11 protein-coding genes and 1 pseudogene are annotated in these 14239 nt (G+C 62.0%); 10 read left to right on the plus strand and 2 right to left on the minus strand.

Translation table 11 applies throughout. The features are described 5' to 3' along the window. The first annotated feature begins 60 nt into the window (after positions 1 to 60). The 4 genes from AU185_RS19405 (at position 61) to AU185_RS25390 (ending at position 4885) form a co-directional block, all read left to right on the plus strand. Complete coding sequence (locus tag AU185_RS19405) at positions 61 to 1458, plus strand: neutral zinc metallopeptidase (RefSeq protein ID WP_059101239.1); 1398 nt, start codon at positions 61 to 63, stop codon at positions 1456 to 1458. Between the two features lie 22 nt (positions 1459 to 1480). Beyond that, the gene (locus AU185_RS25715; protein ID WP_286143225.1) at positions 1481 to 2041 is read left to right on the plus strand and encodes a DUF4333 domain-containing protein; all 561 of its coding nucleotides are present in this window, start codon (positions 1481 to 1483) and stop codon (positions 2039 to 2041) included. 180 nt (positions 2042 to 2221) lie between these two features. Next, complete coding sequence (locus AU185_RS19415) at positions 2222 to 3964, plus strand: DUF4407 domain-containing protein (protein WP_059101241.1); 1743 nt, start codon at positions 2222 to 2224, stop codon at positions 3962 to 3964. Between the two features lie 294 nt (positions 3965 to 4258). Then, positions 4259 to 4885, plus strand: coding sequence for a VldE C-terminal domain-containing protein (locus tag AU185_RS25390; protein WP_172800404.1), 627 nt, complete (start codon positions 4259 to 4261; stop codon positions 4883 to 4885). Positions 4886 to 4894: 9 nt separating this feature from the next. Here AU185_RS25390 and AU185_RS19425 read toward each other — a convergent pair. Beyond that, a pseudogene (locus AU185_RS19425) lies at positions 4895 to 6289 on the minus strand (DUF3375 family protein). Positions 6290 to 6616: 327 nt separating this feature from the next. Between AU185_RS19425 and AU185_RS25220 the strand changes: the two are divergent. Together AU185_RS25220 and AU185_RS19440 are read left to right on the plus strand one after the other, a co-directional pair. Continuing rightward, positions 6617 to 7495, plus strand: coding sequence for an NgoMIV family type II restriction endonuclease (locus AU185_RS25220; RefSeq protein WP_156425600.1), 879 nt, complete (start codon positions 6617 to 6619; stop codon positions 7493 to 7495). Beyond that, on the plus strand, positions 7488 to 8291 hold the full coding sequence (locus tag AU185_RS19440) for an NgoMIV family type II restriction endonuclease (protein WP_059101244.1): 804 nt from the start codon (positions 7488 to 7490) through the stop codon (positions 8289 to 8291). The genes AU185_RS25220 and AU185_RS19440 overlap by 8 nt, the downstream gene beginning before the upstream one ends. On the opposite strand, the gene AU185_RS19445 is transcribed toward AU185_RS19440, so the two are convergent. Further along, positions 8284 to 9381 carry a DNA cytosine methyltransferase gene (locus tag AU185_RS19445; RefSeq protein WP_082683985.1) on the minus strand — a complete coding sequence of 366 codons (1098 nt, stop codon included), beginning with the start codon at positions 9379 to 9381 and terminating at the stop codon, positions 8284 to 8286. The two genes, AU185_RS19440 and AU185_RS19445, sit on opposite strands and share 8 nt — an antisense overlap. A gap of 17 nt (positions 9382 to 9398) precedes the next feature. On the opposite strand from AU185_RS19445, the gene AU185_RS24845 reads away from it, so the two are divergent. From AU185_RS24845 to AU185_RS25225, 4 genes are all read left to right on the plus strand, one after another. Further along, positions 9399 to 9875, plus strand: coding sequence for a very short patch repair endonuclease (locus tag AU185_RS24845; protein ID WP_286143228.1), 477 nt, complete (start codon positions 9399 to 9401; stop codon positions 9873 to 9875). 380 nt (positions 9876 to 10255) lie between these two features. Continuing rightward, complete coding sequence (locus AU185_RS19450) at positions 10256 to 12376, plus strand: helix-turn-helix domain-containing protein (protein ID WP_082683986.1); 2121 nt, start codon at positions 10256 to 10258, stop codon at positions 12374 to 12376. Next, positions 12373 to 13374, plus strand: coding sequence for a hypothetical protein (locus AU185_RS19455; RefSeq protein ID WP_059101247.1), 1002 nt, complete (start codon positions 12373 to 12375; stop codon positions 13372 to 13374). Before AU185_RS19450 ends, AU185_RS19455 begins: the two co-directional genes overlap by 4 nt. Before the next feature lies 1 nt (position 13375). Continuing rightward, positions 13376 to 14236 carry a DUF6339 family protein gene (locus tag AU185_RS25225; RefSeq protein WP_156425601.1) on the plus strand — a complete coding sequence of 287 codons (861 nt, stop codon included), beginning with the start codon at positions 13376 to 13378 and terminating at the stop codon, positions 14234 to 14236. The last annotated feature ends 3 nt before the right edge of the window (positions 14237 to 14239 follow it).

Below are 14239 nucleotides of genomic sequence, written 5' to 3' on the forward strand. Positions count from 1 at the left end.
GCCTGAGCGGCAGAGCCGCCGGCCGCTGGCGATGGAGAGGTTCGAGTGCGAATCAGGTTGATGGCCGCGATCGCTGGTGTCGCGCTATGCCTGACGAGCTGCGCTCAGACCACCCTCGACGGCCGTGCGACCTCGATGCTGTTCAACCCCGAACGCGTCGGCGGCCTGCCCGTCGGCGAGGGTCCCAGTGGTCCGCGGCCGAACGCGCCGAAACCTGTCGGCACTGTCGAGAACACCGACGGCGGCGCCATGGACCAGCTGGCGTTGTTGGCGGTCAACGACATTCAAGGATTCTGGGAGAAGAACTTCGACAAGTATCTGTCCGGCGACTTCACGCCGATCGACACCTTTGTGTCGTACGACTCCACCGACGCCGACAGCCCGGTCGTATGCCAGTCAGAGACTTACGAGTTGGCGGGTGCGTTCTATTGCATCGGCGACAAGTTGATCGCCTGGGACCGCGGCCAGGCGCTGCCGGTGGCGGCCGAGTTCTTCGGCGACATGGGCGTTGTCGGGGTGATCGCCCACGAGTACGGCCACGCGCTGCAGCGGATGGCTGGGCTGATCGCCGAGGGCGCACCGGTTCTGGTCGCCGAGCAGCAGGCGGACTGCTTCGCCGGTGTGTATCTGCGGTCGGTGGCTGCCGGGCAGTCGCCGCGGTTTACCTTGAGCACGGGTGAGGGATTGAACCGGGTGCTCGCCGGCGTCATCTACCTGCGCGACCCGTTGACCCCCGCTGCGGCCGGCGATCCACACGGCTCCGCGCTCGACCGGATCAGCGCGTTCCAGATGGGTTTCAGCGGCGGGGCCGACCAGTGCGCCGCGATCGACGTCGACGAGATCGTGCGGCGACAGGGCGACCTGCCGCAGCACATGGTCTTCGACAAGTACGGCGAACCGGTGCTCGACAGCACGATCGACGAGGCCACGATCGAGTCGTTGATGGACGTGCTGACCGGAATCTTCCGGCCTTCGGATGCGCCGGCCCTGTCCACCGATCCGGCCGGGTGCGGAGTCGCGGCAGAACCGACGTCATATTGCGCTGACGACAACACAATTCACGTCGACATGCCTGCACTGGAGGCGGCCGGCGAACCGAAAAACGAAGAGGAGGACCGGGTTCTGGTGCAGGGCGACAACACCGCGATCTCCATGGTGACGTCGCGGTATGCGCTGGCCGTGCAGCAAGAGCGAGGCGTTGCGCTCGATACCCCGGTCGCCGCATTGCGAACGGCGTGCCTGACGGGCGTGGCGCAGGGCCGGATGACGGAGGAAAGCGGGTCGGAGTTGGTGTTGACGGCGGGTGACACCGACGAGGCGGTCGCGGGCTTGCTGACCAACGGCATCGTGGCGAGCGATGTCAACGGGCGACCCGCACCGGCGGGGTTCACGCGCATCCTGGCGTATCGGCTCGGCCTGTCCAGTGAGGTCGACGAGTGCTTCGAGCGGTTCGAGTAGCCATGACTTCGGCGAGTAAACCGTGACCGGCCCGCCTCGGCAGGGGCCGGGGGAGCCGTGGTGGGCGCGTCCCGGCGGTGCGCCGCCGCCGAGACGGCCGCAGGGGCACCCGCCACCGCGACCGGCCGGTCCGCCGCCGCAGCCGTGGCGACAGGCGCCACCAAAGCAGTACACGCCGCCGCCGGTTCCGCCGGCGCAGCACGCCCCGCAGACGCGGCCGCCGCGGCCGCCCGCACCGGTAGCTCCCCGTGGATCAGGGCGGGGAATGGTGGTGTTGGGCGGACTCGCCGTCGTCGTCATAGCAGTGGTTGTGATGGTCGCGGTGTGGGCGTTCGGGGGTTTCGACGGCAAGGTGCTCGACGTGCGTCAGGCCGAGGCGGGTGTGGCGCAGATACTGAGCGACCCGATTTACGGTTACGGCGCGAACGATGTCACGGCCGTCGAGTGCAACGGCGGTGAGAACCCGAAAGTCGAAGCAGGCAAGGGATTTAACTGCCAGGTCAGCCTCAACGGTGTGCAGCGGCAGGTTGCGGTCGTCTTCCGCGACGACGCGGGCACGTATGAGGTCGACGGGCCGCGATAGCTCTCTGAATCCCTGGCGGGTCGCCCATAGCGCGGAGTAGGGGCGTCTGTGAGAGGATTCAGGCAATCGCATCGGCGTGACGGTGCAATTCGCGGGGGATCCGCCTGGCTCACACCGATGGAGTTGTGTCGGTCGGCGCCTCGTCACGCCCGAAGAAGTCTGGGGATGTTTGGAGTTTCCATGTCCGCTCACAGAATCACTGAAAACGACGCTGCCGTCTCGCCGATCGCGGCGGTATTCGTCTGGCTCGGCGGTGCCGAGCGGCGTGAGCTTGCCCGCCGCGACGAGCGGTCCACCCTCGTCATTGCGGGAGCGGTGGTGCTGCTCGTCGCGCTATTGGCATGGTCGGTCGCGGCTTTCGCTCTGGCTGGATCGACCTCCTGGCCGGTCGTGGCAGTCATCGCGGCGACGCTCGTGGTCGGATTGCTGGTGGGCGCGGTGAGCCGCGCGATCGCATCGGGCGCGGTCCGCGGCCGGCCCAATCTCGCGGGGCGCGCTGCCGTGGCGGTTGTCGTCGGCATCGTGGTCGGCGAACTCGCCGCCATGGCGTTGTTCTCTGGGTCGATCGATCGGGTGCTCGATGAGGAGACCGCCCGCAGCGCCGAAGCCTCACCGGCGGTGGCGAAGACGGCAGCCGACCTGGACCGCAGCCGCGCGGCGCGAGGTGCGCTCGACGACGCCGTCGAGCAGGCGCTGCAGCGTCGCCAGGAGGCGCTGGTGGTGGCGCGCTGCGAATTCAACCCGAGGCCCGACTGCCCGCAGACCTCCATCACCGGAGTGCCGGGTTTAGGTCCCGAAGCTCAGACGGCGGACGACTTCCTCGCCGACGCCCAGCGTCAGCTGGACGACGCATTGGCTGAGCAGGAGTTGCAGGCGCCTGCGCTGGACGCTCAGATCGCCGCCGATGAGCAGGCGCTGACGCAGGCCCGCGAGGCGGCCGCATTAGAGGGGGATCGAGGGCTGGGCGCTCGCTGGGTCGCGATGAACGAATACACGTCGGCCGATATGGGCGCGCTGACGTTGAGGTTGCTCGTCGTCGGTTTCTTCGTGCTGCTGTGCTTGCTGCCGCTGATCCTGCGCCTGTGGCGTGGCGAGACGTCGCAGGACCGGGGGATAGCCGCTGACGTCGAGCGGGACAGTGCCGAGCTGGATGCCGACACTGCGATCGCGGTGAAGCGGGCAGAGGTTCGTGCGGCGATTGACAACATGTGGGCCGAACAGCAACTCACCAGTGCGCGCCTTGCGATCGAGGCGCAGAACGAGATCGACCGCGAGCAGCAACGCCGTCGAGTCATCGAAGCGATCGAGTCTGCGGCACCGGTCCGGGCGGAGCGCCTAGCCGAGCCTGCGGTTGAAGATGTGTACTTGCCGATCGCTGCCGAGGCGGAAGCGGTGAGTCTCGAGTTGCCGGTCGCGCCCGAGGAGCCTGTCGACGAGCATGCGGCTCTCGACGAAACTCCGAATCTTCCGGCGCGCGAGGAGCGTCGCGTTGTCGCGCCATCCGGTGAGGCCGGTCGTCCGCTGATCCCGGCGATTCCGGACGTCACGAAGGCTGCCGCACGGTGGCTCCGCCCGTTGGTGCCGCCGATCATCGTCAGCGCGATCGACACCACCACGCGACCGCTGCGGGGTGCGCGGCAGATCCTCGAGGAGACCGAAGAGATTCACTTCTCGCTCCGGCGTAGCCGCAAGGTGACGCTCCACTCTGAGGAAGGTGACGACGTGTCGGGGTCCTCCACCGAGGCTGAGGGATGGTCCCCGGCGGAAGACGACGATTGTGACTACCGCGGTCACGGCCGGCTCGATGACCGTGTGCGGCATCGGTCGTTGGCCGAGAGTGAAGGTCAGGGTGAACTGAACCGGGGTGGCACGTATGAACTGAGTGGATCCCGCGGACCACGGCAACTTCCGCCAGGGCGATAGGCGGGACGGAAGGGAAGTGCTGTGATCTCCCCTTCCAAGCACGTCTCAGCGATGTGGCCGTTGTCAGGCTCACGCCTCGACTTGACGGACGTCACATAGTTAGCTGCGCTTTGACGTATGCCACAGTTGGCTGCCCCTGGGCCGCATGCGGACGCACTCCAGTCCAGCGGATTCGACCCGTTGAACTGCGGTTTCATACTCTAGGGCGGGCTGCGTTTAGAGCGTCACTGCCGCGTCGGCAAGCTGACAGCCATTTTGCTACGCGGTCGGGCGTGTCGGTAGGGTCCGCCTCCGATGGGAAGACACGGATTAGCCAAAACACGGCGACGGACGCCGTTGGCCCTAGTTGTGGGGGTCGTATCTGCGGCGACGTTGTTTGTTGTCGGCGCAGATAGTTATCCGCAGGTCGCTAGTGAGGCCCCGTGCTGCAGTGACATCGCGGCGTCGAAGCCGGCCGGCCCGCCGCCGGTAGCGACGCCGCCGATCGAGCTGAAAGCGGTTCCTGCGGCGCTGCCGCGGACGTTGCCCCATGGCGTTGCCAAAGAGACGGGGCTGCAGGTCAAAACGATCCTGACGGCCCGCGCGGTGAGTGCGAGGTTTCCCGAGATTCTCGATATCGGCGGGGTGCGCTCGGATCCCTTGAAGTGGCATCCGCACGGGATGGCGATCGACGTGATGATCCCGAACGCTCGGTCGGCGGCCGGGATAGCGCTCGGGGACAGTGTCCTGGCGTATGTGCTGCAGAATGCGGAGCGCTTCGATCTGAATCACGTCATCTGGCGGCAGACCATCTACCGGCCCAACGGCTCGAAGAGAACGATGTCGGATCGCGGCGGGGACACCGCCAACCACTACGACCATGTCCACATCGCTACCGACGGCGGCGGATACCCAGATGAGGGTCAGGTCTACCTGCGCTGAGCCGCGGCCTCAGACGCCGACCGGTTCTTGGGCCATGTGAAGTCGATGTTGGCTTCTCAGCTCAGGAGACCGCTCTGACGAGGTGTTGGTGGTCGGTTCGGTGAATGCCACATGAGACGGCGAATTCGCGCCGCAGTCGTCCGGTGAGCGGAAGCGGATGTTGGTTGACTTAGCGTCGTCTTGATTGGCTGCTTGACGGCCCACGACCAGAGCACGATTGCATGGTCGAGGTAGGCGGTGTCGAGCACGGCGACGGCATCGACCTGGGTGGTGAGGGCGGCAAAGCTGGTGAGTCTTCCTCGCCGTCGGCCGGCTTGGCGGATTTGGGATTGGACAGGTCGTCGATCCTAAGCTCGGCGTCTAGGAATTGATGGCGTGACGGGCGAGCGGGACGTCGATGTGGAGGCGGGAGTCGGTGAAGGAAGTCTTGAGCAGGGCGCGGCGGCACCGATGGCGTCGTTGAGTTGGCGGGCGACGCGGCGGCTCTGTTCGACTTCGTCGATCTGGTGGCCGACGAGTTCGAAGAAGCCGGTCATAACCTTGCGTAGGGCGGGCAGGGGGTCGGCGACGGCGGCGACGTCGGCCTCGAACTCGGCGCGCTGATCGGGATCATTGATCATGCGCAGGAAGGCGCGGTGGAGTCGCGGCCCTTCGAGTCCCAGTCGGCCTGGTCGTCGGCATACATCTGGCGCTGGCGGTCGCGGTACTCGGTGTTGGAGTCAATGGGTTCGTCGAGGGCGGTGGTGGCGTGCTCGATCATAGTGCCGTACTGGCCGATGTCGGTGATGAGGCGTTCCATCTGTAGGGCGATGGCCGCGACCTCGTCGTAGCAATCGGTGACGTCGGGTTGGGGCCGGTGGCCGGCGTCGAGTTGGACGAGTTCTTCGTGCAGAGCAGCGATTTCGGCTTCGATGTGCTTGCGGACGCGGGGGGATCGTGAGCGACCGTGAGGTCGACTTTTCGAGCCGAGAGGCGATGCCGGTGATGGAGCCGCCGGTGGTGATGGTGTCCTGGCGGCGCATGCCGCGGAGGAAGTCCAGGGCGCGGCGGGCGTCCTGGGTGAGGTAGAAGACGTTGTGGTCGTGGCGTTCGTCGACGATGCGGTGCAGCCAGCCCTGGCGGCCCAGGACGTGATCAGGCCGAGGCCGGTCTGGGGGCGTCGAGGTCGGCGAGGTCGCGTTCGAGGCGAACGACGAGCTCTGTCTCGGGCACGGCGCCTTGGGCGAGGTGTCGCTCCATGAGCGTGGCATAGAGGCTTAGGTTGGTCGTGGCGAGCAGGCGGATGGCGCGGGAGCCTTGCAGGTCGCGGTCGAGCTCGAACAGTTCAGCTGCCGACAGTTCTGCGTTGTCGTCGTGCACCTGCGTCCCTCGACCTGTAGTTGGTCTGTCTGGACGGTCCAACATAGGCGACGGGAGGGGCAGCTCCTGTTGCAGAAAGTCGTGTCGGAAGCGAATTCGGCGACGCAAATGTTTGCCCACGTCAGTGGAATATTCTGATGCACAACGGAATCTGTGCAGCCAAGGCCTAGGCTGATACTGCGTGAGTCAGGAGGCTTATGTGGCACATATGTACCTTGTAGATACAGCCAAGCGGCTAGCTCTAAACAACGTCCTCCGACTCTACGCTGACACCGGTTCGTCAGCTCGCCTGTGCCGAACTCTTGCGTCTCAGGCCGTTCAACATACGTGTCGCCCTTTTAACCTCTGGTCCTTGCTGGCAATGTGGCCCGAGTGCCCGCCTCATTCGCTGCTGACCTCTGCGGTTACAGGCTGGATCGCTCCGGCAACCTGACTGCTAACCCCAACACATCGGACGCACACGACACGCAATCCGTCGAGCTGGGTCGAGCTCTGTTCGCGCAATTGGGAGTTGCATCGGATTCCGTGGCGCCGACTGACCCCGGCACGTTACTCGAGGTCCAGCTCGTCAACTTCCTTCGTGACCTTCGGCCCGACCTTCACATCGACAAATCGCGGGCGGCGAAAGGGTTCAGCCAGTACGCGCATTTGGATGTCTTTCCCAACTTTCGTAGGAACTTCGGCGATCTGCGTCCAGCGCTCGAGGATCTCGCGACACGCGTGAGAGCCGTCGATCTTGGAGTGCACCGGGCCGGTATCGAGCGAGACCTTGAAGCGCTGGCCGCAAGCACCGATACACAAGCGGCGCTCGTCGAAGACCTCGGCGAACAAATGCCCGAGGAATCATTGCTGCGAATAGATATTTCGGTGGCGATTCCGCATGAAGGCCAGCTCGATGAACTCGCAATCGCTATTTCGTCGAAGTGGTCGCTCAGAACGGATCGTGTCCAAGATCCGGTATCGCAAGGAAATAAGCTCGTGGCCCAAAGGCGCGGCATGATGCCACACTTCGGCGTTCTCACGATCGAACCCAGGCCAGCGATGCTCAAGATTCTTGCCGACGGATCCGGTGCCGTCGACTACGTCTATCACTTGGATCTGCCCGCGTTAGAGCGAACGATTGAAGCGGTCGCACAGAACAAGCCTGCGAACTGGTCGCCCAAGCGCACGTTTCGGCGTTTGATGACACAGCATCGTCTCCGGGACTTCGACCAACTAATCTACGAGGTGATGCGAGTTCCTAATGCCTGAAGCGCCGCAGTGGTTCATCGACCTTCTAGGCTGGAAGCCGGCAACAGACAAGACCGCTCACCAATGTATCCGGCTGTTCGACGAGCCAATCGCTCCGAATCTTTCGGACTTGGCTAGTGGTCCAAGTATGAGATTGGCAGCGCATGTCTACAAGGCGTTGGGCGTATCGACCGCTAAGCGAGTCGAAGATCTCGAAGAAGGCGAATCGGGGACTCTCCTCGAAAATCGGCTAAAAGCAGACCTTGAGTCGGCGCTCGAGGCTGAGGATCCTGACCGTGTGTGGTCGGTGGATCGCCATCGCCCCGTCACCGACTTCGCGCAATTTCTCCATCTCGATGAGATCCAACGTGTCCTCGACGAAAACCCGACGCTGCGTGCGACGTTCGGGGGCGACTACCAAATCGAAACGGATGTATGCGTGGGCGTCGAGAATTCGGCGGATTCGACAGCGCCGGAATTTTTGCATGCCGCCATTTCCAGTAAGTGGACGATCAGGTCTGACCGCGTCCAGAACGTTCGCCATGAGTTCGCCACGCTTGTGCGGAATCGCCGAGGGCGATCCCCACACCTCGTCGTTGTGACAGCAGAGCCGCTGCCTACGCGCATACTCTCCATTGCACGCGGCACAGGTGAGGTCGACACCGTTTATCACGTGTTGTACCAACAACTCAGCGATGCGGTGTCAGAGTTGTGGGACGGGCTGACCAAAGAGCAGAAAACGGCGTGGACTGAGATGATCGACCAGAAGCGACTTCGCTCCTACGAGAATCTCGTCACTGATCTCACTCTTAGCTAAGCGCCTCCTTGATCTGTTCAGCGACCGCCGACGCCAGTCCGACAGGCACCGCGTTGCCAATCTGTTTAGCGATCTCGGTCTTCGACCCGCACCATTCGAACCACTCCGGAAAGTCCTGAAGGCGTGCTGCCTCAAGGTGCGTGATGACGCGGTTTACTCGCTTCTTGGAGTTCTTCGGATCCCACTGAGGATGAAGGTATTGGCCCTTTTCGGGCTTGAAGAATTCTGTACGGATCGTTAGTGACGGCGCGTCCCATCGCATCCGTCCCATGACGTCCGTCGTTCCAGACGTCTTGTTTCGCCAGCAGTCCGGGAGGAGTTCGTCGGGGAGGTCGAAGCGCCCACCTCCGGGGGGAATGCAGTCGTAGCGAAGCAGCGAGAGCTCGCGAGGGTTGCGACCGAAGTGGAGATCCGCCGACTTGAAACGGCCGGGCACGGTCTGACCGAAGAAGGTTGCGCTGGTGTCCGGCATCGTTGTGGTGGTGGGGTGCAGCGGCAGCGCGCCGATGCGGTCGCGGACGGTGACCCAAGGCTTCAGGTTGCCCGTAGGTACCTTCGCATGTGTGGCCTTCGGCAAGTCGATCTTGCCCACACGCGACCCAATGATGATCGTCCGTGGCCGCCGCTGCCCAACACCGTAGTCAGCCGCAAGGAGCACACCAGGCGACAACTCGTAGTCGCTAATCAGTCCGTTCTTGGCCTCGTCGATCAACAACTGGTACTCGGCGCTGCTCTTGAACCGCTCAACGTTCTCGATAACGAACACCTTCGGGTTGGCTCGTTCCACGACCTCGAGGTAGCGCTTCCACAGCTTGTTGCGCGGATCGTTGACATCGCGGCTGCCCAGGTTGGAAAAACCCTGGCAAGGCGGTCCACCGATAACGACGTCAGCGTCCGGGATATCGCCCTTCAGCGCGTCGTCGATGTCACCCCAGAAGGTGTGCCGCTCGCCGAAGTTAGCCGCGTACGTGGCGGCGGCATGAAGATTCAACTCGACAGACAGAACGGGATCGAACCCGTGTGGCTTGAATCCAGCGGTCATACCACCGCAACCTGCGAAAAGGTCAATGGTCTTTAAGCGCTTCGCCACGCTTGATGATGCTATTCATGTGCACCGACAAGACCTCCCCGGCGCGCCGTTCATACCATGTCCATGTGGCAGAGTCGTGGGCGTCATCGCCGGGCGCGCGCGCGAGCATGCAGTCTAATCGGAGCCGCGACACCAAGCCTGAGCTAGCTTTGCGGTCGGCCTGTCACGCCCTCGGGCTCAGGTACCGCGTCTCCGCTCGTCCGCTCCCCGAGGTACGCCGCACCGCCGACCTCGTCTTTCCGAGGGAACGTGTGGCTGTTTTTCTTGACGGTTGCTGGTGGCATGGGTGTCCCGACCACCACACGGTCGCCGTCACGAACGCCGGATTCTGGGCTGCCAAAGTGAAAGGCAACATCGCACGCGACCTCGACACCGACTCACGGTTGCAAGAAGCGGGCTGGATGAGCATCCGCGTTTGGGAGCACGAGAATCCCGCGGCGGCCGCTCAACGCGTTCGCGCCGCTGTCCTCTCGCGGCGCTCAGCGCAAACTTAAGCACCTGGCGATCAGCGTCGTGTGATAGTCGGACGACCGGAACATCAAGCGCATCTCTGCGTGGCCGATGCGGACGGTCTTTCTGGCTGTGGCGTTCGTCATCTGGGCTAGTGCACGGCGATGTGGACTCGTCGTTGAGGTCGCGTTCGAGTTGGACGACACGTCGGATCTTTCAGGAGCACCGTCACGGAGCGTGCTCAACAACTTCGTATCGGGGAACCGCGCCGACAAGTCGGTGTGATGCCAATCGAAGTATGACTCCACAGAGTCGCAAGTCACACCCTCTTAAGACGCCGATAGACCGGATAAGCCGGTTGTCAGAGCGGTCGTCTGGGCCAATCAATCTTGACATCCGGAACAACCGGATATAGAAGTGACAGATGCCGCGAAATAGCGAGACACATCCGGTAAGTGAGGCGTCGGCGGTCGCCGCCCGACTTCAGGAAGCGCTTGGATTGGCGGGACTGTCCCAGGCGCAAATTGCCCGGAGCGTCGGACGGCCGGTGCAGACAGTCAACGACTGGTTTTCCAAGGGACGCATCCCGCAAGAGGAGATGCCAACCCTCGCTGGCGTTCTTCAGTGTGACCTCCGCTGGCTGCTGACAGGCGAAGGCGAATCTCCACGGCCCAACTCAGCCGAAGAGCGGGCTTGGTATCGCGAGCACGTCGGCTGGGGATGGGTCAGGAACGACCCGGATGGCAATGAAGACCATGGCAACTCAAATGTGTACACCGTTCCCGCTGATATAGACACTTTCGTTCGCGAGACGGGACAGAACTTCCTCGATGCCTCGCTCGGTGGAGGCGCTGATATTTCCTACCGATTCATCACACTGCGCGGCGCAGAGCGTCGAGCGTTCGAAGAGGCGCTCAGGTGGGACACTCACCTACTGCCACATGTGGAGAGTGCGGCCGCCATGACTGGAAAGTTCGCCGCTCGATTGCGCGAAGGCCTCGAACAGCTTCAAAGTTCGGAGGACCTTGTGTTGATGCGTTTGGAAGATCGGAACACGCAGGGACTCACCGGCGCTGAGCGCAGGCAAGAAGGAGCGATAGGCAACTTCGTACGATTCTGTCGCGGCAATCTGATGAGTGAGAAGGCGGCAGGCTCTGGCGGCTCGTATGGGTTAGGCAAGGCCGTCAATTGGCGGTGCTCATTAATCTCAACAGTCCTGGTGAATTCCCGTCTTAGCGAGCCGCTACCGGACGGGCGCTTCGACAACCGCATCTATGGCAGGTCTGACCTGTCTTTTCATATTATTGACGACGCTGGCGGCAAGCAGCAGTATTTCTCCGGCCGCGGTCAATTCGGTGAGCAGGTCGGTGAAACGACGAATTCCGTATGGGATAAAGCGACTTTCGCGGAAGACTTGTACCTTGGGCGCACAACGACGCTGCCAGGCACCTCCATCGGAGTGCTCGGCTTCCACAATCCCGCAAGTCCGTCGGACGGTACCGAACAGATGGCAAAGGCTATCCGCCGGTCGTGGGAAACATGGTTCTGGCCTGCGCTACTCGACAGAAACATCGGTGTCACCGTTGAGATTGCGGAAGGCCGGAACACGATTTCCGCCGTGCCGATTCGCGCTGAGGATGGTCGACCTTGCTTCGTAGATGCACTCGAAAAGTACAGGCGGGGGGAAATAGTCGACGAACTTCGAGAACCCGGTGATGTGGTAGTGCGAGACATCACGCTTACAGTGCCAAGGCGAAGAGACGGTACACATGCGCAACTCGACCACAAAGCGAAGTTGGTCGTACGGCTGGCGGCGGAAGGTGACGACTACAGCAACGAGGTAGCGCTGTTTCGCCGGCAAGGCATGGTCATCGAGTACCTCCCCATGCCCGATCAGCAGACGGGCGGCACACCGTTTCATGCCTTCGTAATGTGCGGGCAGGCTGCGGGATCGGCGATGGAAGACCTCGCGGCCGAGGAGTTCCTGCGGGCTGCTGAACCGCCTGCCCACGACAAGTGGGATCGCACCGATGATCTTTTCGTCATATATGTCCAGGGTGGCCTGCAAAGAATTAAGGACTTCAAGGACGGGATTCGTCGGGAACTACGGAATCTTTTTGCGCATACACCGATACCGAATGACGACGGACCGGACGCGTTGAAGCGCCTTCTGCAGATCGGCGGGCCGCCACCAGTCCAAGACAAGCCATATGTGAAGTCGCTTAGCGGCGGTGTCGTCGAGAATCGTTGGCGGATAAACGCCGAAATCAGGATGAGTAACCGCGAGGAGGGATGGAGCTTCGAGCCATTTGTCGCCTTCGTCGGTGAGTCCGGAACCGAAGGCGTTCGTTGGTCAGAGCTCAAGGTCGACAGTCCCGCCGAGGTCATCGACCGCCGAGTGATCGTTCGCCAGTGCGGCAGAAGTAAAACTACGACGGTCCGGATTGAAGGAACGACAGACATTGGCGCGCAGCTGATTCCGGCAGACCGAGCAGCTGTGACCTTGTTGTTTCGAAATGTCGGCAGAGTGGAGGTTGAGCGATGAATGCTGTCATTTACCCGTATTCGCGTCTGGGAGAGGTCGATCTTGACATCCGTGAGCTCCGACGTGACAACATAGTCCAGAAATTGGAAGATCAACAGCGCTCGCTTCGGCAGATCTGGATATTGGCAGAGGGAGAGGAACGCTCTCGCTGGACATCGATCGAACTAGCCGTGAACGTAAAGCTACAACCGGCCGAGCTGGCCTCACTCGAAGAAGCCGGAGCCCACGACTTGGCTGTCTCGGTGGTCACACGGTGCCCAACCGCGGAGCTGCGCCAAAGCAATCTGCTCGAACGGTCGCAGGTGGATCCACTGCGTTGGACCGGAAAGGTTCTGCTAGATCGACAGTTTGTCGCGGGAGCTGGCGAGTCGTACGCGATCGTCGCCGCGTCGTTCGCCTCCGATGGCGATCGCCGACTCGTAGGTAGAAGCTTGCCGTGGTCACTCCATTTCGACGCAGTGGCACCATTCCCGTCACGTGGTGCACTCGACATCCGGTGGGCGGACTTCGCTGCAGATCCACCAGCAATCCCCGAACTCACCACATTCAAAGACGAGCGCTTCTATATTGATCTCGACGATGACCGGCCGACCCTTTTTCTTAACAAGGCGCTCGACTATCTGCCTTCACTTCTGAAGGACCAGCGACGCAGGGGGCCGCAGAGAGGCCTGCACGAAGTTATCGCCGTGGAGATCGCTACCAAAACACGGCTGGCGCTTATCGAATGCGCTAGCTCGCACATCGATTATGAAGACCCAAGCGATCCGAAGTGGCCAATTATCAACTGGCAAAGAGCCGCTCTAGAGGAACTTCTCGAGGATATGCCAGAAGATTACGCACGTGACGAACTAAAGATATTTGGAAACGCGCGCGAAAGTGCTGAATTCGCCAGACAGCTCGAGCAGATTATCGTCGCAACCGTCGAACGCCAGCTTAAGGCAGGAGCCGTGACGCGGCGAGCCTATGAAACCGTCGTCGGGAACGAAGTAAAGGATTGAAATGGAATTGCGACGGCTTCCGTGGACGACGACTGGGCTTATCGATGACGACTTCAGATCCGGCGACCGTGCCAAGATCATACTGCCCGAGCAACCAGAGCCAATCGTCCGAGTCGTCGACGGCACCCATGTTCCGATTGAGACCGACCGTTTCATTGATCTTTTCACCGAACTCGACGAGCGGGAAAGTGAAGGTGATTACGAACCTGCGACAGACCGGTGGCTCGCGCCACGCGTCCATGCAGCACTACGCTTGACGCGTCTCGAAGCCGCTGATCCTCGAATTTGGAATTATCTGTCGGTCGTGGCAGTGCCGGAGTATGTGCGTCGACGGTTTCGCAATCGAGACAAGCGTGGGAACCTGACAACAACTATCGACAGGTTCGTCGGTCGAGACCGCAGGAAACAGGCCATAGCCCGATTGTGGTGGGGAGCCGAAATGCTTCGCAACGGGCCTTCATACGAGCCAGTCGTGCAAGCGTTCACAATGCAAGATATCCCGAACGGTCTAATCGGTTACACGTGTTTTGAGAATCGGCCATTGGCTATCGCACTGGTCGACGAACTTTCCAAGCTAAACAATGGCGCCCCGGCAACTAGCGATCAGGTGCAGCTGGTGGGGCGACGGATCAACCTGTGGCTTGCCACCACGGCTCTCGATGTGATTGCGCCCGACTACAATTCCGACCCGGACCGCGTGTGGGCTTTCGTGACGGAACGCCAACCCGCCCCTATTCTCGCCGACGAATTGCCATTGGGACCCGACGATGGAGAAGTGGATCACGGGTCACTTGAAGCTGCGCGCACCCTCGCTCGTCGGATAATCGGATTGGACATGCAAACCGAGCAAGAAGCGAGCTGATTT

It is taken from the genome of Mycobacterium sp. GA-0227b, assembly GCF_001499855.1.
Taxonomy (GTDB): Bacteria; Actinomycetota; Actinomycetes; order Mycobacteriales; family Mycobacteriaceae; genus Mycobacterium.

Coding starts and splice junctions, on each gene's coding strand:
- AU185_RS19405 (WP_059101239.1), top strand. CDS start 61: ATGGCCGCGATCGCTGGTGTCGCGCTATGCCTGACGAGCTGCGCTCAG.
- AU185_RS19415 (WP_059101241.1), top strand. CDS start 2,222: ATGTCCGCTCACAGAATCACTGAAAACGACGCTGCCGTCTCGCCGATC.
- AU185_RS25390 (WP_172800404.1), top strand. CDS start 4,259: ATGGGAAGACACGGATTAGCCAAAACACGGCGACGGACGCCGTTGGCC.
- AU185_RS19440 (WP_059101244.1), top strand. CDS start 7,488: ATGCCTGAAGCGCCGCAGTGGTTCATCGACCTTCTAGGCTGGAAGCCG.
- AU185_RS24845 (WP_286143228.1), top strand. CDS start 9,399: ATGTGCACCGACAAGACCTCCCCGGCGCGCCGTTCATACCATGTCCAT.
- AU185_RS19450 (WP_082683986.1), top strand. CDS start 10,256: ATGCCGCGAAATAGCGAGACACATCCGGTAAGTGAGGCGTCGGCGGTC.
- AU185_RS19455 (WP_059101247.1), top strand. CDS start 12,373: ATGAATGCTGTCATTTACCCGTATTCGCGTCTGGGAGAGGTCGATCTT.
- AU185_RS25225 (WP_156425601.1), top strand. CDS start 13,376: ATGGAATTGCGACGGCTTCCGTGGACGACGACTGGGCTTATCGATGAC.